The 19,147-nt window shown below is 63.8% G+C and carries 17 protein-coding genes; 4 read left to right on the top strand and 13 right to left on the bottom strand.

The genetic code is table 11. The features are described from left to right. Positions 1–13 precede the first annotated feature (13 nt). The 7 genes from paaX to XH84_RS04900 form a co-directional block, all read right to left on the bottom strand. Entirely contained in the window at positions 14–880 is an 867-nt protein-coding gene (gene paaX / locus XH84_RS04870; protein ID WP_128916980.1) for a phenylacetic acid degradation operon negative regulatory protein PaaX, read from the bottom strand. A gap of 95 nt (positions 881–975) precedes the next feature. Further along, entirely contained in the window at positions 976–1,746 is a 771-nt protein-coding gene (locus XH84_RS04875; RefSeq protein ID WP_128916979.1) for an esterase/lipase family protein, read from the bottom strand. Positions 1,747–1,935: 189 nt separating this feature from the next. Continuing rightward, positions 1,936–3,222: a DUF445 domain-containing protein gene (locus tag XH84_RS04880; RefSeq protein WP_128916978.1), complete on the bottom strand. Its 1,287-nt coding sequence runs from the start codon at positions 3,220–3,222 to the stop codon at positions 1,936–1,938. Positions 3,223–3,454: 232 nt separating this feature from the next. Continuing rightward, positions 3,455–3,910, bottom strand: a complete 456-nt coding sequence (locus XH84_RS04885) for a phasin (protein ID WP_128916977.1) — start codon at positions 3,908–3,910, stop codon at positions 3,455–3,457. A gap of 211 nt (positions 3,911–4,121) precedes the next feature. Then, positions 4,122–4,715, bottom strand: coding sequence for a GNAT family N-acetyltransferase (locus XH84_RS04890; protein WP_164935918.1), 594 nt, complete (start codon positions 4,713–4,715; stop codon positions 4,122–4,124). Further along, positions 4,712–5,794 carry a PHA/PHB synthase family protein gene (locus XH84_RS04895; protein WP_128916975.1) on the bottom strand — a complete coding sequence of 361 codons (1,083 nt, stop codon included), beginning with the start codon at positions 5,792–5,794 and terminating at the stop codon, positions 4,712–4,714. Before XH84_RS04895 ends, XH84_RS04890 begins: the two co-directional genes overlap by 4 nt. Then, positions 5,791–6,174 carry a hypothetical protein gene (locus tag XH84_RS04900; RefSeq protein ID WP_128916974.1) on the bottom strand — a complete coding sequence of 128 codons (384 nt, stop codon included), beginning with the start codon at positions 6,172–6,174 and terminating at the stop codon, positions 5,791–5,793. Before XH84_RS04900 ends, XH84_RS04895 begins: the two co-directional genes overlap by 4 nt. Before the next feature lie 160 nt (positions 6,175–6,334). Here XH84_RS04900 and XH84_RS04905 point away from each other — a divergent pair, with 160 nt between their 5' ends. Further along, positions 6,335–7,249 carry an alpha/beta fold hydrolase gene (locus XH84_RS04905; RefSeq protein ID WP_128916973.1) on the top strand — a complete coding sequence of 305 codons (915 nt, stop codon included), beginning with the start codon at positions 6,335–6,337 and terminating at the stop codon, positions 7,247–7,249. Here XH84_RS04905 and XH84_RS04910 read toward each other — a convergent pair. From XH84_RS04910 to XH84_RS04935, 6 genes are all read right to left on the bottom strand, one after another. Continuing rightward, entirely contained in the window at positions 7,246–7,920 is a 675-nt protein-coding gene (locus tag XH84_RS04910; RefSeq protein WP_128916972.1) for a spermidine synthase, read from the bottom strand. The genes XH84_RS04905 and XH84_RS04910 overlap by 4 nt on opposite strands. A gap of 118 nt (positions 7,921–8,038) precedes the next feature. Beyond that, positions 8,039–11,275, bottom strand: coding sequence for a bifunctional cytochrome P450/NADPH--P450 reductase (locus tag XH84_RS04915; protein ID WP_128916971.1), 3,237 nt, complete (start codon positions 11,273–11,275; stop codon positions 8,039–8,041). 154 nt (positions 11,276–11,429) lie between these two features. Continuing rightward, positions 11,430–12,425 (bottom strand): alpha/beta fold hydrolase, encoded by a 996-nt coding sequence (locus XH84_RS04920; protein WP_128916970.1) that lies wholly within the window; start codon positions 12,423–12,425, stop codon positions 11,430–11,432. A 10-nt stretch (positions 12,426–12,435) separates the two neighbouring features. Then, on the bottom strand, positions 12,436–13,986 hold the full coding sequence (locus XH84_RS04925) for a wax ester/triacylglycerol synthase family O-acyltransferase (RefSeq protein ID WP_128916969.1): 1,551 nt from the start codon (positions 13,984–13,986) through the stop codon (positions 12,436–12,438). A gap of 47 nt (positions 13,987–14,033) precedes the next feature. Further along, positions 14,034–14,774 carry an esterase/lipase family protein gene (locus XH84_RS04930; protein WP_164935949.1) on the bottom strand — a complete coding sequence of 247 codons (741 nt, stop codon included), beginning with the start codon at positions 14,772–14,774 and terminating at the stop codon, positions 14,034–14,036. A 59-nt stretch (positions 14,775–14,833) separates the two neighbouring features. Further along, positions 14,834–15,091: a DUF6489 family protein gene (locus XH84_RS04935; protein WP_028135213.1), complete on the bottom strand. Its 258-nt coding sequence runs from the start codon at positions 15,089–15,091 to the stop codon at positions 14,834–14,836. Positions 15,092–15,466: 375 nt separating this feature from the next. Between XH84_RS04935 and XH84_RS04940 the strand changes: the two genes are divergently transcribed. From XH84_RS04940 to XH84_RS04950, 3 genes are all read left to right on the top strand, one after another. After that, the gene (locus tag XH84_RS04940; RefSeq protein ID WP_128916967.1) at positions 15,467–17,062 is read left to right on the top strand and encodes an ABC transporter substrate-binding protein; all 1,596 of its coding nucleotides are present in this window, start codon (positions 15,467–15,469) and stop codon (positions 17,060–17,062) included. A 103-nt stretch (positions 17,063–17,165) separates the two neighbouring features. Further along, a complete protein-coding gene (locus XH84_RS04945; protein WP_128916966.1) occupies positions 17,166–18,146 on the top strand; it encodes an ABC transporter permease in 981 nt (326 codons plus the stop codon). Positions 18,147–18,157: 11 nt separating this feature from the next. Next, entirely contained in the window at positions 18,158–19,129 is a 972-nt protein-coding gene (locus tag XH84_RS04950; protein WP_128916965.1) for an ABC transporter permease, read from the top strand. The last annotated feature ends 18 nt before the right edge of the window (positions 19,130–19,147 follow it).

Genomic DNA, 19,147 nt, shown 5'->3' on the forward strand with positions numbered 1-19,147 from the left:
TGTAACATAAAGATCAGGCCTCGAACCTTCGTTCCAGGAGTTTTCGCGCCGGCGGCAATGGCCCCTTTTCGTTGGTTCCATGACCATCGAGCCATTGCTCGGATGGAGCGAGCAGCGCGCGATAGATCTCACCGCAAAGCTCGCGGGCCGCCCTGCCCGGCCAGTCCGCCGGCAATAAGCTTTCGGGCAGCAAGGGATCGCGCAGCACGACACGGCGATAATAGTGGATCAGCAGGATGCGCGCGGTGAAGGCGTCGGCCTCAGACAAAGCCGTGCCGCGCGCGATCGCGGCGCGCAGCGGCTCGAACGTTTTCATGAATTTCAGATAAGCGTCCGCGGTGCGATTCAGCGGCCAGCTCGCACTGAGCAGACGACGCCCGCTGTCATCCTCCGCCGAGACCTCGAGACGGATGGCGCCCGCGGCTTCTTCCGGCACCGGCACGCCCGACGGCGCAACCCAAACCCCCGGCAACGGACTGCCGAAGCCGGCGTTGCGAAGCGCTTCGCGCGAGACGTCACGATCCTCGCCGTTGCCGATCAGGAGCAGCTCGAAGCGTCCGGTCCAGTCAGACGGCGGCGGATCGTAGATGTGGCGCGTGGCAGCTTCAAAGGTCTGGCGTCCCTTATCGGCAAGCCGATAGAAACTGTTGCGACCGACCTTCTCCCGGGTAAGCCAACCATCTGCCGCAAGCCGCGACATCGCGGTGCGGACGACCCCATTGTCGATGTCCAGACTCTCGAAGAATTCCAGCAGTGTGCCGAGCCACACCACGCCGCCGCGCGGCACGATGGCATCGCCGAACACGGTGATGACGATGGAGCCAGTGCGCGACGGTTCGCGCTTGAGCTGGTCGATGATGCGAGAGAGCGGATGCGCCATGCGCGAGGCATAGCGCGTTTGGTGCGGGCGCGACAATGGACGGGAGCGACGCCGCTACTTCTCCTTCTCCCCGCTTGCGGGGAGAGGCGAAGAAACTACCGATGCGGATCGGGATAAGCCAGGCTGCGCCAGCCGCTGCGATCGAACGGACGCCACTGGCCTTCCTTCTGTGCGAGGCGGTCGGCCACCGCGTAGACCACGGCGGGATGATGGCCCATGCCGCAATGGCTGCTCTCGACCTCGATGCTCTCGGTCTGCGCTCCCGTCTTCTCCATGCAGCCCTGCCAGGCGCAGACGCCGTCGGTGCGGCTGAAGATGGCGGTGGTCGGCACCGGCGGCGGGACGGCGAGCTCGCCGCCGAACTGCGGATCGACCTCGTCAGACTTCCGACCGCTCGCCCATTCATAGACGCGCCAGGCGTTGGTGGAGCGTGGATTGCCGGCGAAGGGGCTGCCGAGCGTAATCACCTGGCGCACGTGCTCGGGCATCATCTTGGCGAGCTGCCGTGCATAGAGGCCACCTAGGCTCCAGCCCACAAGACTGATCTTGCGGCCGTGGGTCTCGTTGAGCTCCTGGACCAGATCGACCATCGCGTGCTGCACGCCGTCGCGCAGGCCGTAATTGCGGCCCTGGCGCCAGCCGCTCACCGCGTAGCCCTTGCTGGTCAGAAACCCGCGCAGCGCGCGCGTCGACGCATCGGACGCCACCAGGCCCGGCAGGACCAAAACCGGATGCCCGTCGCCACGCGGCGCGAGGCTCAGCAGCGGCAGCGCGCCGAGGAATGCGCCGAACTCGTGGATCGCGCGCCCTTCCAGAAACATCAGAGTTCTGGACGGCGGGCGCAGCGTCTGGGCAGTAGCGGTCATCAATGTTTCCCCTGGGAAGACGCCGGCCGCGATGGCCGGCAAATGGGCATGAATTCCAATACGCCGGCTTCTTGATCGTTCCGCAGCGCAACATGAATCAGCTAGGCGGCCGGTTCCCGACATTCAAGCGGGAGAGATGCGGGGCGACAATAGGCCCGCGCGTTAATGCTAACGGCCGTGACGCAAAAGTCACAGCCATCGAAGCAGGAATTCTACGGAGTAGAGCGCGAGCCCGGCGAGGCCGCCGATCAGCGAGCCGTTGAAGCGGATGTATTGCAGGTCGCGCCCGATGTTGATTTCGATCAGCGAAATCAGCTGCGCCATATCCCACGCCTTGACCTGATCGGAGATGAAGATCGAAACGCCGCTCTTCTGGTCGGCGACGAAGCTGCGCAGCACCGTCACCAGGCCCTTGTTGATCTCGCCGCGCAGCTCGGCATCGCCCGCGAGCGCTTCGCCTGCCGCGACGAACATGCCGGCGAGATGATGCTGCAGCACCTGAGTTTCGCCTGAGGCGCTGCGCTCGATGAAGGAGCGCGTGTTGGCCCAGACGGTACGGGCGAGATCCGCGAGCTCGGGCCGCGCCAGCAGGTCACGCTTCAAGCCGTCGATGCGGTCGATATAGGCCTGATCGGTGCCGAGCCGGTCGACGAAGCTCAGCACCATGCGGTCGAACTCGCCGCGGAACGGATGCTTGGCATCGCTGCGCACCTCGTTGAAGAACGCGGTCGCCGATGCCACGATCTTGTTCACCAGAAACTTGTCTGCGCGATAGAGCCGGAGCAGGGTCGGCAACTCCGCGCGTACTTTCTCGCGGATCATCCCCATCGTCTCTTTCTGGGTCAGCGTCTCGTGCATCACGCGCAGGAGATCGTCGAACAGGATCTGGTGGCGTCCCTCCGCCACGAAGCCGCGCAGCGTGCCGGCGGCAAGCGGCGCAAGATCGATCGCCTGGACCTGCGATGACATGCGGCGGATGATGAAGGTCATCAGGCCCGAGCTCTCCGTCGCCGAGACGGCCTCGGGCAACAGCCGCAGCGCGAAGCGCGCAAGATCATCGCTGCGCTTGCGGTCGCGCAGCCAGTCGGCCACGAAGGAGCCGAAATCGATCTCGTTCAACTTGGCCTCGACGGGACCTGCCTCGAGGAAATGCACCTGGATGAATTCGCCGAGCTTGTCGGCAATGCGGGCCTGATTGCTCTGGATGATCGCGGTATGCGGGATCGGCAGGCCCAGCGGCCGCTTGAACAGTGCGACCACGGCATACCAGTCGGCGAGGCCGCCGATGGTCGCGGCTTCCGCGAAGGCGGCGATGAAGCCAAAGACGGGATGCACCGGCAGGAGCCATTTTGCGACGATGAAGAGCGCAAGCGTCGACGCCAGCACCAGCATCGCCAGCGCCTTGACGCGGCGCAGTTCGGCCGCGCGGTCGGCATCGCCGGGGGTGTCGAAGGACAAGGTGGCGGGTGCGTTCATTGTAGATACTTAGCGCGTCGATCTTCCCGTGTCCCGGACGCGGTGCAGCGCGAAGCGATGCGCCGCAGAGCCGGGACCCAGCGTGGACCCCGGATCAGCAGTGCACCACGCCACCTGGACGACGCTTCGCATCGCCAGGCGGCGCGCTGCACTGCATCCGGGGAACGCAAACCAAAAACAAAAGGCCCGCCGAAGCGGGCCTCAAATTCCAGTTTCTGCGCAGGGCGCCGGATCAGGCGGTCTTGTTGTAGACCTTGGCAAAATTGTCCTGGGCGGACTTCGCACCATTAGCAGCGAGCTTGCCGAAATAGTCGGCGGTCGCCTTGGCACGCGAGACGAACACTTCGCCACGCGAACGGAGCAGGCCCGACTGGATCTCGACGGCCTCGCTGAACGACTTGGCGGACGCCAGCTTGTCGATGCTCGAGAAGAACGCCTCGGCGTCCTCGTAGATCGCCTGCTGGATGTTGCGGCTGATCTTGCCGGCCTCGGCAACGGATTCGGTCACCGCGTTCTCGACGGCGGCGGTCACGCGCTCCGAGCCTGCGAAAGCCTCGGCAGCACGGTCCTTGGCGGTGTTGGCGGTCTTCTTGACGAACTCGCGGGCGGCCTCGGGAACTTCCAGATTCTGGATGTTCTTGAAAGCGTCCTTGAAGCCCTCGAAAGCGGTGTTGGTTTCAGCGGTCATGGGGTTCTCTCCATCCTCATTGGTCTGAGCTATGGGCTCACCCCGTCCGCATTGGCCCGGGGCATGACTTATATGGCACAGTTAATTGTGCGATGCAATATACATATTGCAGCGCGATATCACGAAATCGTGAACGACCTAATAGGAGGCATCCTGATGCCTCCCTGGCCACTTGGCCTCCGACGGCGCGAGCCGCCTTCTGGGGCGGCCTCTAGTGCTGCACCGCGCCCGGCAGCCCGTAGGCTTCCATCTGGGCCTGGACCTGCGCGATGTTGTGACCGAGCACCACGATGTCGTGGGTCTTGCCGTCGACGTCCCGGACGTGGTCCCGCAGCAAGGCTTCGGCCTTGAAGCCGAGGCTCTCGAACACGGTGATCGCCGCCTGCTGGTCGACTGTCATCTGAACCGAGAGCTTTTCCAGGCCCGCCCCGAGCGCGAGCGCAAAGGTCTCCTGCGACAGCGCCCGCCCCACCCCCTTCCCGCGCACATCGAGCGAGACCACCATGCGGATCTCGCCGACATGGGGCGACCAGGAATGGGGATCGCGCACCAGCGTGCCGCAGCCGACGACCTTGCCGTCCTTGACCGCGAGCAGGCTCGTGATCGCGCCGCGCTCGATCTCCTTGATCCAGGCCGACAGCACCTTCGGCTCGCTGATATTGCGAGGCAGGAACAGCAAGTCGTGGGTCGGCAGGCCCTTACCGAACGCGAGCACTGCGGCCTCGTCCGAAGGTGCCATCAGGCGAATCTCGATATCGCCGGCGTCCGTCTTGACGTGGCGCGGATAAGAACGCTGCTCGCTCATGTCGACCTCTTTCCCAGCCAGGAATCCAGTTTCGGCCATAGCCGCTTCACGGCGTTGGCACCCGCGACCAGCGAGACGTGACCGCCCTTCAGCATCACCTCTTCCTTGTCCGCAGATCCAATCTTCGCGATCAGGTGCTTGGCGGCCTCATACGGCACGATGTGGTCGTGCTCGGCGACCGCATGCAGGATCGGCACCTTGATGTCTTCGAGCTTCGCCGCACGGCCGCCGACCGACATGGTGTCGTTGAACAGCTTGTTGTCCCACATCAGGTCCTTGGTAATGGTGCGGAAATATTCGCCCGCGAGCGGCAGCGTGTCGGTCGCCCAGCGGTCGAACATGCGATACGACTTGACGAACTCGTCGTTCCAGATGTTCTCCCAAAGCTGGATCTGGCTCACCGTGCGCGAGGCCGGGCGCAGCATCTCGAACGAGGACAGGATCATTTCCGGCGGCACGTTGCCGACGCTGTCGACGAGATGGTCGACGTCGAAATAGCGACGGTCGGAAAAGTTCGAGAACAGCTTCATCTCGCGGAAGTCGATCGGGGTGGTGAAGCAGATCAGGTTCTTCATCGGCCCGTCCTTGTGGATCGAGCCGTAGAGCAGCGACAGCACGCCGCCGAAACAGTAGCCGATGACGGAGACGTCCTGCTCGCCGGAATCGGCTTGCACGCGGCGGACGCAATCCGGGATGAAGTCGAGGACATAGTCCTCCATCCGCAGGCTCTTTTCCTCGGGCCGCGGCGCGCTCCAGTCGAGCATGTAGACGTCATAACCGCGCTTGAGCAGGAACTCGATGAAGCTCTGCCCGGGGACGAGGTCGAGGATGTAGCCGCGGTTGGTGGTCGCCATCACGATCAGCACCGGCACGCGGTAGATCTCGTCCGACATCGGCCGGTAGTGATAGAGGTTCATGGTGCCGCGCGAATGCAGCACGTCCTTCGGCGTCGAGCCGAGCGAAGGTCCCGAGGTCGAGAAATACTCGACACCCTTGATGCTGCGCTGGATTGCGCGCTGCACCTCGGACTGGATGCGTTCCGGGATGGACGCGAAATCAAGTCCCGCCGGCGCATTCATGTCGGCTCTCCGTTCTCGGAGGGCGGACGCTTGGTGCGCGGCGGCCGCGGCGCGCTATCGAAGCCTTGCGTGATGCCGGAACTCGCCGCCATCTGGCTCAACATCGACTTCATCTCGCCGATCTGAGCCTCGATCGACTGCAGCCGCTCCGCAAGACCGGTGACCTGCTCCCGGCTCGGCAGGTTCATCGTGACGAGGTATTTCTCCATGAGCTCGCCGAGCTGCTTCTGAGCACCTGCAGCAGCACCGCCCGCACGGTTCATCGCCTGTGAAAATTCTGGCGACGACATGGCTTGATTGGCGAAAGAGTTGAACCCCTTCTCCATCTCGCCGACCATCTTCTGCCACATGGCGACGGGGTCGTTGATCTTGTCGGTCATCGGCGTCCTCCTGAAATCGAGAGCTTCGATGCCCTTTCTTTTCCGCCATACGACACCGTTGCGGGGGAGTGGTCAACCGGGAAGCAGAGGCCCGGTGTCGCGCACAGCTTCTTTGTTGCGGCAAACCGTGCGATACAGCATCGATCAGCAGGAGGGACCCGTGACCACCCATCAGCCGCCCCAGACCGTCCGCGCCAACGGCATCGACATCTGCTACGAGATTTTTGGCAACGACAATGCCGAACCGCTGCTGCTGATCATGGGGCTCGGAGCGCAGATGATCCACTGGGACGATGCGTTCTGCGAGCAGCTCGCCGCGCGCGGTTTCCGCGTGATCCGCTTCGACAACCGCGATATCGGCAAATCCAGCCATCTCATCGGCGGCAAGCGCCTGACGCCGCTCGAGCTGCTGAAGCTGCGCTTCCTCAGGATTCCCGTCGCCGCGACCTACAGACTGATCGACATGGCGAAGGACACGGTCGGGCTGATGGATGCGCTCGGCATCAAATCGGCGCATCTGGTCGGGGCGTCCATGGGCGGCATGATCGCGCAGGAGGCGGCGCTGTCGTTTCCGCACCGGGTCCGCTCGTTGACATCGATCATGTCGACGACAGGCAATCCGCGCATACCGCCGCCGTCGCGCGAGGCTGCCGCGATGCTGATGGCGCCGCCACCGCGCAGCAAGGAGGAATTCATGGTCCGCTACGGCCAGACCTGGAAGGTCCTCCGCGCCGGACATTTTCCGGAGGAGGAAGCGCTCGACGCTGAGCGTGCCGAGCGCGTGTTCGCGCGCGGACTCAATCCGGCCGGCGTCGGCCGACAGCTCCGCGCCGTGCTGGCGTCCGGCAGCCGCAAGGAAAGGCTGCACGCCGTGAAGACACCGACACTGGTCATTCACGGCACCGCCGATCCGCTGGTGCGGCCGGAGGGCGGCAAGGACACGGCGGCGTCAATCCCGAACGCAAAATTGTTGATGATCGAAGGCATGGGGCACGCCCTACCGATGCGCTTCTGGCCCGAGATCATCGGCGCCATCGACAAGCACGCGCATGGCGCGGCTGCACAGGCCGCCTAAGCCTTCCGCGCGATCCAGATCACGTGGCGCGCGCCACCGCCTCGTCCGGTGGCGCGGACATTGACTTCATTCACGTCGAAGCCGGCGGTACGGAGACGCCTGGTGAAGGCGGGGTTGGGTCCCGACGACCAGACCGCGAGCACGCCGGCCGGCCGCAGCGCCGCCTTCGCCGCCGAGAGCCCGCTCGCACTGTAGAGCGCATCATTGCACTTGCGGGTCAGCCCTTCCGGCCCGTTGTCGACGTCGAGGAGAATGGCGTCGAAGGCCGACCGCTGCGCGCGGATGATTTCACCGACGTCGATCTCCCGGACGTTCACCCTGGCATCGTCGAGGCTGTCGCCGAAGACCTCAGCCATCGGACCTTTCGCCCAGGCCACCACCGCCGGTACCAGTTCGGACACCACGATCTTCGCCTTGGGCCCAAGCACAGTGAGCGCCGCACGCAGCGTAAAGCCCATGCCGAGGCCGCCGATCAGGACGACGGGCTTGGCAACCTTCTCGATTTGCTTCGCCGCGAGCGTCGCCAGCGCGGCCTCCGAGCCGGACAAGCGATTGTTCATCAGCTCGTTGGTGCCGAGCTTGATGGAAAACTCCTTACCCCGCCGCATCAGGCGGAGCTCCTCGTCGGAGCCGGGGATTTTTGCGGTGTCGAGCTTTTCCCAGGGAATCATCCCTGACGTTTAGCACGAATAATTCGTAGCCCGGGTGAGCGAAGCGATACCCGGGACCGCTCGTGAGGCGAAATCCCGGATGTCGCTTCGCTCATACGGGCTACAGGGTGATCCTCGCCTACCCTCCCGCCCAGACGTCGAGCACATAGCGGTTCTTCGTCCCCATCTCGTCGATCCACCGCGCACTGGCGGTCGCGTCGCTGCCGCTCTTCTCGCGATGGATCGCAACGAGGGCCGCCTTCACGTCGGGCTCCATCTTGCCGCCGTCGCCGCAGACATAGATGATCGCGCCCTGCTCGATCAGCGGCCAGACCTTGTCCTTCTGCGCGGCAAGCACGTGCTGCACATAGGTCTTCGGTCCGTCGGCGCGAGAGAACGCGGTGAACAGCTCGGTGATGCCGCTTGCGGCAAGCACCTGCAGCTCCTCCGCATAGAGAAAATCCTGATCGGGATGGCGGCAGCCGAAGAACAGCATCGATGGCCCGAGCGCGGCGCCCTTCGCCTTGCGCGCGGCGCGCTCCTGGAGGAAGCCGCGGAACGGCGCAAGGCCGGTGCCCGGGCCGATCATGATGATCGGCACCGCCGGATCGTCGGGAAGTCGGAACCCGGCCTTGGTCTCGCGCACGGTCGCGTAGATCGCGTCGCCCGCCCGACGATTGGCGAGATAGTTCGAGCAGATGCCCCTGTAGACCCCGCGGCCGGAAGCAGCCGGCCCCTCGACCACGCCGACCGTGACGCTGCAGCGCGACGGATCGACCGACGGCGAGGACGAGATCGAGTAATAGCGCGGCGCCAGCAGCGAGAGCATCTCCAGATAGACATGGAACGGCAGCTCGCAGGCGGGATATTCGAGCAGCAGGTCGAACACCGATTTGCGTTTGGCAAGGATCTCGGCGCGATAACGCTCGAGCGGCTCCGTCTCCTCGCCGACGAAGGCCAGCAGCTTCGGCTTGGTGACAGGGCATCGCGTGTGCTCCGCCATGATCTGGATCTGCTTGCGCGTCGCGACCTGCTGCAGCTCGACGAACTCGCTGAGCAGGCGGCCAACCGACACCGCATCGCCTACCGGCAATTGCGCGCGGCGTCCCTCGGCAACCTGCAGCCTGATCTGGTCGGCTGGCAGGAAGCCGAAACGGCGGGCCACCGAATCGACTAGCGTCGGATCGTTGCGCGGGACGACACTGAGGTGATCGCCGACGCGGTAGCTGACGTTGGACGGCAGCTGCACCTCGATATGACGCGTCGAGCGCTCCGACGGATTGGGTCCAGCCTTGTTTTGAAGCTCGTCGTTGGCGAACACCTTCATCGCCACCGCTCCGCCCTGGGCCACGATGGTGTTGACCGCGGTCACGGCCACCGGCTCGATCGCATAGAGCGGATCGTCCTCCGCGGTCCGCGTAAAATTCCAGTCGATGCCGAATTCCTTGGTCGCGACCTGGGCGGCTGCTGGAAACCATTTCTGGAACTGGCCGTCGAGATCGCTGCGCGCATCGCCTTCGCCGCGCGGATAGACCGCGCGCGCGCCATGCTTCGACAATTGCTCGTCGATCAGGCGCGGCACCGATTGATAGGTCGCGGCCCAGTCGCTGTTGCCGCAACCGAACACGGCATAACGCACACCGGCAAAGGCATCCTTCGGCAAGTCGCCGCCAAGCCATTTGACGAACTGCGTCGCGTTATCAGGCGGCGCGCCGTTGTAGGAGGCGCAGATGATCAGCACGCCGCCCTCCTGCGGCAGCTTGCCGACGTAATCGTCGAGCGGTCCGAGATGCACGGCAAAGCCGTTGATCTCGGCAAGGTCCGCCATGCGCGTCGCGAGCTCCTCGGCGGTGCCGAGATTGGAGCCGTAAAGCACCAGCATCGGCGTGTTGTGACCGGGCCGCGTGGTGGGCTTGCGCTGCGCCTTTGGCGCTGAGGGTGCAGCCGCAACGGGCCCGCCATAAACACCGCGCTCGCGATCGGCGCGCGGGCGCACCTTGATCTTGAAGCCTTCCGGCTTGATGGTCAGGGTCTCCTTCAGGTGCATCTGGTAGCGCTGATGATCGATCAGCTTGAAGCGCTGCAGGATCATGCCGAGGGCGAGCGCGGCCTCGTGCATCGCAAAGCCGCGTCCGATGCAGGCGCGCTGGCCATTGCCGAACGGCTTCCAGGCATTGATCGGCCGCTTCGCCTCCGCCTCACGGCTGAAATTCTCGGGATCGAAGGCATCGGGATTCGGTCCCCAGACGGAGGGATCGCGATGCAGTGCGGTCACCAGGATCGTGGTGAACGTGCCTTTCCGAAGCTTGTACTTGCCGCCGCCGATGGTCTCGTCGTTCAGCGGCGAGATGCCGTAGGCCGGCGCGGGCGGCCACAGCCGCAGCGCTTCTTTCAGGATCTGCGTGATGTAGGTGAGCTGCGTCACCTGCTGATAGGTGGGCTTCGCATCGACATCGGGTCCGAAGACGCGATCGACCTCGTCATAGGCCTTCCTGAGGATCTCCGGATGCTTGAGCATCGCATAAAGCGTGTAGGACAAAAGGCCGCTGGTGGTCTCGTGGCCCGCGATCAGGAACGTGTTGATCTGGTAGCGGATGTTGACGTCGTCGAGCTGCTCGCCGGTCGCGCGATCGACGCCGGTCATCATCGCGGCCAGCATGTCCTTGTTGTCGTCGATCCCCTCCGCGCTCTTGCGTCGCTCGGCGATGATCTCGTCGACCATCTTGTTCATGAAGGCGACGTCCTCAGCGAGCGTCTTGCGGCGCTTCTGCATCCAGAGCTGCTCGAACGGCAGGCCGCGGGTCATCATGATGGTTTCGAGCGAGCGCACCAGCGACTCGACGAAGGGATGGTAGTCGCGCCGGTAGAACGAATTGAAGCGATAGTCGAAGCCGCATAGGCCGATCGTGTCCAGCGTCAGCGCGGTCATGTCGTGAACGACGTCGATCTCGTCGTCGGCGTTGAGCCGCTCCCATTTCTGGACGAGCTGCTCGGCGATATCGACCATGCTTGCGTGATAGGACTGCATGGCGCGGTTGCCGAACGGCTGCAGCAGGATGTTGTGCGCCTTGCTCCAGTTCGGTTCTTTGGTATCGGCCGTGAACAGGCCATCGCCCCCGACCGCACGCACGCGCCGCAGCGCGCCGCGCACCGTCTTGTCGAAGCGCTTCTCGTCGGAGAGCTCGTCGACGAGATCATGTCCGGAGACGACCACGATCGGCGAGCCCATCATGTCGAGCCAGAAGATCGGGCCGAGCTCCTTGGCGAGCCGTGTCAGGTGCTGCACGGGGGCGACCGAATCCAGCGACAACATGTTGCCGACCACCGGCTTGGTCGGCGGATGCGGGATCGGGTCCAGACGGTTCTTGGATGACATCGAAATGTAGTCCCCCTGCTTCAATGTCGTCATTGCGAGCGAAGCGAAACAATCCAGAAATATATCCGCGGCGGCAGTCTGGATTGCTTCGTCGCCAGCGCAAATTGCTTCGCAATGTGTCGCGGGCTCCTCGCAATGACGAGCTCAATGACGATCACCCAAACCGCCTTCTACGCCATTCGATCAGCTTGGCGCTGACCTCTTCCGGCTTCTCCTGCTGCGTCCAATGGCCGCTATCCTTCACCAGATACTTCTCGAGATCGCCGATCAGCTTCTCCATGCCGTCGGCGGCCGAGGGAGGCAGCACCGCGTCGTTCTCTGCCATGATCATCAGCGACGGCACATGGATGTGGTGGTCCAGGCCCTTCGACCGCTCCCAATTGCGGGTGAAGTTGCGGTACCAGTTGATGCCGCCGGTGAAGCCGGTCTTCGTGAAGGTGTCGACGAACATCTTCTTCTCGTCGGCCGACAGAATCGGCGTGCGCGGATCATGTCTGGCGTCGTAATTCGCGATCATCTGCGGGAACGCCAGGTTGATGCGGGGCGAAGCACCAATGCCGGCAATCGGCTGTTCCTCGGGCGCACCCGGAGGGCGCGCGGCCGGCTTACGCATGAAGGCGTCAAAGGTCTGCTCGACCCGGCTGCCGAAGATCTTGTCCGGCTCGCGCGCGGGATCCTGGAATTGGACGATGTACATCTGGTCGCCGAAGCGCTGGCGGAACAGCGCAATGGGATCGATCGGCGCGCGATCCCAATGCGGCGTGTTGACGCCAACCACACCGGCGACGCGCGAAGGGTGCCGCAAGGGCATCTGCCAGACGACGAAGCCGCCCCAGTCGTGACCGACGAAGATCGCCTTGCCGATCCCAAGATGATCGAGCAGACCGACGAGATCGCCGGTCAGATGCTCCATGTCGTAATCCTCGATCGGCTCAGGCCGGTCGGTCGCGCCATAGCCGCGCTGGTCCGGGGCGATCACCCGGATCCCGGCCTCGCTCAGCGCCTTGATCTGATGGCGCCAGGAAAAGGCGAGCTCGGGCCAGCCGTGGCACAGCACCACCGGCGGCTTGTCGTCGGCCGGGCCAGCCTCGTAATAGCCCATGCGGATTCCGTTCGTCGTCGCGAACTTGAGCGGCGGCATTTCGATCATGGCAACATTCCTACTCGGCGGCGCCCTTGATGTCCGCCGCCGGAGGCACGTAGGCAGCTTCCAGTGCGGCAAACTCCTCCGGCAGCATGTCGCACATCACCTGCACATGCGGAATGATGTTGGCGCCGACGATGAAGCCGAAATCGAGCTGGTCGCGATAGCTCTGCACAGTGATGTTGAGCGCCTGCCCGTGCGTCGAGATCGACACCGGGAAGATGTGCAGCAGCTCGGCGCCGGCGGCGTAGAGCGTCTGCCGCGGTCCCGGCACGTTGGACACGGTGATGTTGGCGGCCGGCGGCAGCACGTCCGAGAGGTTCGAGCGGCTGTAGAGCAAGGCCAGGATCTGCACCATGATGGGCGCGCCCAGCATCGAGATGTTGGAGACCTGCGGCATCAAAGCGCGCAAGGGGTGCGACATCTCCTTGGATTTGGTCGACTGCGCGATGATGGCCTCGAGCCGCGCCTTGGGATCGGCGACATTGGTCGCGATCGCGCAGATCATGCCGAACACCTGGTTGTTGGCCTCGGTGTTGCCCTCCTCGCGCAGCGAGATCGGCACCGCAGCCGTCAGCGATTTCGCCGGTAGCGTGCCGTATTGCAGGAGATAGCGGCGGACCACACCCGAGGCGAGCGCCAGCACGACGTCATTGAGCTTGCCGCCGGCCTGCTTGGCGAGCGCCTTCGCCCGCGACAGCGGGATCGACACGCCGGCGAAGCTGCGCTCGGAGGAAATGGTCTTGTTGAGCATGGTCGGCGGCGACACCATGCTGGCGAGGCTCTCGCGCGATTTGGGATCGGCGACCTTGCCGAGCACGTCGGACACGCTCTTGAGCACGGTCGGGATGTTACCGGCGAAGCGCACGGCGCTCTCGATCTGGTACATCGCATTGTCGAACAGGATCGAGCCGATGTCGCTCTTGCCGGTGCGCGGCAATTGCAGGTTCTTCGCCGCCGCCGAGGCATCGAGTGGCTGGCTGAACAGCTGCTGATAGGAATCCAAGAGGTTCGCGGCGATGTCGCGCGGCTCCTGGCCCGGCTTGGATCCTGCCGCCGGCGGATCGACCTTCCGCGGGATCGGCGAGATATCGTAGATCATGTTGGTCAGCGCCGCCCCGGCGCCGCCGTCGATCGCGGCATGGTGCATCTTGGAATAGAGCCCGACCTCGTTGTCCTTCATGCCCTCGAACACGTAGAACTCCCACAGCGGCCGGGCGCGGTTCAGGAGCTTGGCATGCATCCAGCCGACGATGCGCTCGAGCGTGGCGCGGTCGCGCGGCTGCGGCAGGCTGGCGCGGAAGATGTGACGATCGATGTCGAACTGGTCGTCCTCGACCCAGGAGGGATGATCGATGTCGAGCGGCGCCTTCTCCAGCCGCGCTTTCAGGATCGGCGCGATATGCAGGCGCGAGACGATCATCGCCTTGAAGTCTTCGAAGAAGTCGCCCTTGTAGTCGTCGGGCAGGCGAAAGATCGCCATGCTGCCGACGTGCATCGGCATTTCCGGCGTTTCCAGATAGAGAAACGACGCGTCCAGCGACGACAGCTTCTTACCGTCAGCCATAGTTCCCTCCCGCAAGATTTGACGGGCGCCTTGCCCGGCGCTTCTCGTCAGGCCGATACTGCCTGTTCCGGCGGGGCATATGCAATGGCAAACGGCCCCGCCCGGTCGAATGGCGAGAATTCCCCTTCCGGTTGCGCCAGCCGGTCCGCGACCGCCCACAGCGCTGCGGGGTTCACCCCGAGCCCGATATGGCTTGCGAGGTACACCTCGATGTTCTCGGCACGGTCGGAGGGACGGAGCAGACAGGTCCGCCAATTGACCACACCATCGGCACGCGAATAGATCGAGGTGGTCGGCACCGGCAGATCGCCGGCGATTGCCTCGCGCGCTTCCGCAAAATCCTCGACCCGCTCACCGGACAGCGCCTCGTAGAGCCGCGTGGCGTTGGTCGCCCGCACGTCGTTGGCAAAGGGGCTGCCGAGCGTGATGACGTAGCGGACCATGTCGGGTGCCCAAAGCGCGAGATCGCGGGCATAGACGCCGCCGAGACTCCACCCGACCAGGCTGACCTTGCGCCCGCTCACGGCATGAATCTCGGCAAGACGGGCGCGCAGGGCTTCCCGCATGCGCTCCAGCCCGCCGAGGTTGCGGCCCATTCGCCAGGCCTGTGCCTCGTAGCCGAGCTCGCTGAGATAGCGGCGCATCGGCGCCATCGAGAGGTCGCTGGCGAGAAAGCCTGGCAGCGCCAGCACCGGATGGCCGTCGCCCCTCGGCGCCCGCATCAGGACCGGCGACAGCAAGAGGCTCGCATTGAGCTCGAACAGGCCACGGGCTTCGGCGAGCAACATGCCGAGACCCGGCGGACGAAGCCGGCCTCGCTCCAGCTTCCCCTCCTGTCCGGGCGACACTATTTTTTCTTGTCGCTGCTGCGCGTGCCGCCGAGGCCGGCCATCGTGACGAACATATCCTGAAATCGCTCGGCGATCTTCGGATCGAACGTGAACCAGCTCTGGATCAGCGATTCCGGCGAAACCTTCTCGATGTTGCTGAGCACCTGCTGCTGCAACTTGTCCATCACCGCCGTCTGCATCGGCCCCACGTCAGGCAGGCCGAAGAACTGGCGGGCCTCGAGAGGGGTGCAGTCGATTTCGATGTTTACTTTCATGTCCCCTCCAGATGAGATTCGAGCGGCCCGGCGGAGTATCGCCGCGACACGGTGTGCAACGCAAGCGACCTGAGGCGGACGGCAAGGTGCCGGTTTCCGCAATCGAGGGGTATGGTCAATCAACCCCTTGGCGACGCCCCGCAGCGAAGGCGTCACCGCCCTGATCCGGGGAAATTCACAGGTCGAAAGTCGAATATCTCCCACCAGGCCTTCCCCCCCCCAATTCGCTGGTCAGCATTGCTGCACAGCGGCGCAACTTGGCGCGTTCCTTGCTGGAATGGCGCTTGCACCGGTCGAGAACTCTGGGCAACATGGACTAATCGGCCGGCCGAACAATCAAAAACCACCGGCGCGGCGGTGTGGAGAGGGTCAAGAATGTCAGTATGTCGAAGTCTGTTTGCGGCGACGCTCGCCGGTACGCTTGCGTTGGCGGTCACGCCGGCGTCGAGCCAGACACTACGTTATGCCAACCAGGGTGACCTGAAGTCCCTTGACCCCTATACGCTCAACGAGAGCACGACCCACGCCCATCTCGGTCACGTCTATCAAGGCCTCACCGCGCGCGACAAAGAGCTCAAGATCATTCCGGCGCTGGCGGAGAGCTGGGAAACCCCCGAGCCGACCCGCTGGCGCTTTCATTTGCGCAAGGGCGTGAAATTCCACAACGGCGACCCCTTCACCGCCGACGACGTCGTGTTCTCCGCCGATCGCGTCCGCAAGAAGGGGTCCAATATGCAGACCCGCCTTGCGCCCGACGTCAAGGTCGTCAAGGTCGACGACTACACCGTCGATTTCGTCCTGCCCTCGCCCAATCCCATCCTGCATAATTCGTGGGATGTCTGGTACATCATGGACAAGAAATGGGCCGAGGAGAACAACGTCGTCGATCCGACGCCGGTGGCGGCGACCACGCCGAGCTACGCCTCGCTGCACGAGAACGGCACCGGTCCCTTCATCATCGAAAGCCATCAGCCCGGCGTGAAGACGGTGTTCAAGGCGAATCCCAATTACTGGGGCAAGATGGAAGGTAATTTGAAGGAGATCATCTTCACCCCGATCTCCTCCGATGCCACGCGCGTCGCCGCACTGCTTTCGGGCGAAGTCGACGTCATCGAGCCGGTGCCGATCCAGGACATCTCCCGCGTCGATTCCAGCCCGAACGCCCAGGTGCTGAAGGGGCCGGAGCTGCGCACCATCTTCATCGGCTTCGACCAGACCCGCGACGAACTGCTCTACTCCAACATCAAGGGCAAGAACCCGTTCAAGGACGCCCGTGTCCGCGAAGCCTTCTACAAGGCGATCGACATCGAGTTAATCAAGACGCGCGTGATGCGCGGGCTATCGACGCCGTCGGCCCTGATGATCGCGCCGGAACTGTTCGCGCTGTCCAAGGAGTTCACACGACCGAAATTCGACCCTGACGGCGCCAAGAAGCTCCTGACTGAAGCCGGCTACCCTGATGGCTTCGAGGTCACGATGGACTGCCCGAACGATCGCTACGTCAACGACGCCGCAATCTGCCAGGCCGTCGTCGGCATGCTTGCCCGCATCGGCGTCAAGATCAATCTCTTGGCGCAGCCGAAGGCGCAATACTTCGCCAAGGTGCTCAAACAGGGCGGCTACCAGACCTCGTTCTATCTGCTGGGCTGGACGCCGAGCACGATGGACTCTCACAACGTGCTCTACGACATCATGGGCTGCCGCGACGATGCGAAATCCTCGCGCGGCGAGGCCAATCTCGGCGGCTATTGCAACAAGGAGTTCGACGCGATCACCGACAAGGTGCTGGTCGAAACCGACACCGCCAAGCGCAACCAGCTGATCAAGCAGGCCTACGAAATCAGCATCAAGGACTGGGCCTACATCCCGCTGCATCAGCAGGCACTGGCCTGGGGCGTATCGAAAAAGGTCAACCTGCCGCAGCGCGCCGACAACCTGGTGATGTTCCACTGGGCGACCAAGAAGGAATAGCATCAGTTGAACACGAGGTCCCGGCGCGCCAGGCGTCCGGGACCTTTCCTTTTCCGGCTGACAAAGTCGTCGGCCGCACGCACACCCAAGGATAGTGGAAGGCATGCTCGCTTTCACTCTTCGCCGCGCCGTTCAGGCCATCGGCGTCATGTTCGCCGTCGGCATCATCGCCTTCTCGATGTTCCGTTTCGCCGGCGACCCCGTCAACCAGATCGTCTCGATCGACACGTCGGCGGCCGAACGCGAAATCGTGCGCAAATCGCTCGGCCTCGACGACCCCGTGCCGGTGCAGTTCGCGCGCTATTTCGCCGATGCCGCGCAGTTCAAGTTCGGCGTCTCCTATCAGTTCCGCCAGCCGGTCTCGACGCTGTTGATGGAGCGTATGCCCGCCACGCTGGAACTCGCGATCTGCGCCACCGTGTTTGCAATGGTGTTCGGCATCCTGATGGGCGTCTATTCGGCGCTCCGGCGCGACACCATGCTGACCAAATTATTCCAGGCGGTTTCGCTTATAGGCATCTCGTTGCCGACTTTCCTGATCGGCATTCTCCTGATCTATCTGTTCGCTGTGACATTGGGCTGGTTGCCCTCGTTCGGCCGCGGCGAGGTGGTCAAGCTCGGTTGGTGGAGCACGGGCCTGCTCACGCTGTCGGGATTGAAGGCATTGATCATGCCCTCGATCACCCTCGGCCTGTTCCAGATGACCTTGATCATGCGGTTGGTGCGCGCGGAGATGCTGGAAGTGCTGCGAACCGACTATATCCGCTTCGCCCGCGCCCGGGGGCTGACCACCCGCGCCATCCATTTCGGCCACGCGCTGAAGAACACGCTGATTCCCGTGATCACGGTGGCCGGACTTCAGTTTGGCTCGGTTATTGCTTTTTCGATCATCACCGAGACCGTGTTCCAATGGCCGGGCATGGGACTTCTATTCGTGCAGGCCGTGCAAAACGTCGACATCCCGATCATGGCCGCCTATCTGCTGATGGTTTCGCTGATCTTCGTCACCATCAATCTGGTGGTCGACATTCTTTACACCGTGGTCGACCCGCGCCTGCGCGCGACCGTCGGCCGCGCCATATAAGGCAGCCCTGCATGTCCGACGCAGTCGCCTCCAATCCCGACCAGCAGAGCGCGCCGCCCGCTCATGCCGGCCGCAGCTGGCTGAGCCGCGCGCTCGACAGCGACATCTTCTATTCGTTCCGCCGTTCCAAGCTGACCATGGTGGCGGCGGCCATTACCGTGCTGTTCTTCCTGCTCGCGATCTTTGCCTCCGCCCTCGCGGTGCAGAACCCGTTCGATCCGGCGCAGCTCCAGTTGATGAATTCGCGCATCTCGCCGCTGTGGACCGCCGACGGTCAGAGCCCCTTCCTGCTCGGCACCGACGAGCAGGGCCGCGACGTGTTCTCCGCCATCCTCTACGGGATGCGCATCTCGCTCGCGGTGGGCGTTGCCGGCGTGATCTTCGCCGGCGCGCTCGGCATCGCGCTCGGCCTGATCGCCGGCTATTTCGGCGGCGCGGTCGATGGCGTGATCATGCGGATCGCCGACGTGCAGCTCACCTTCCCCGCCATTCTGATCGCGCTTCTGGTCAACGGCATCGCGAAATCGATCTTTGGCAACCGGCTGGATGCCACCAGCATGCTGGTGGTGCTGGTGATCTCGATCGGCCTGAGTTTCTGGGTAGGGTATGCCCGAACGGTGCGCGGCTCCGTGATGGTCGAGAAGAACAAGGATTACGTGGCCGCCGCGCAGTTGATCGGCCTGCCCGCGCCGAAGATCATGCTGCGGCACGTGCTGCCGAACACGATGGGTCCGATCCTGGTCATCGCCACCATCAACCTGGCGCTGGCCATCATCACCGAGGCGACGCTATCCTTCCTCGGCGTCGGCCTGCCCGACACGATGCCCTCACTCGGCACGCTGATCCGCATCGGCAACAACTATCTGTTCGCCGGCGAATGGTGGATCGTCGCCTTCCCGGGCCTCGCGCTGGCTGGGTTGATCCTGTCGATCAACCTGCTCGGCGACTGGTTGCGCGACGCGCTCAACCCGAAACTCCGATGAGCAACACCTCGATGAGTA

It is taken from the genome of Bradyrhizobium nanningense, from assembly GCF_004114535.1.
In the GTDB taxonomy this organism is placed as follows: Bacteria; Pseudomonadota; Alphaproteobacteria; order Rhizobiales; family Xanthobacteraceae; genus Bradyrhizobium; species Bradyrhizobium nanningense.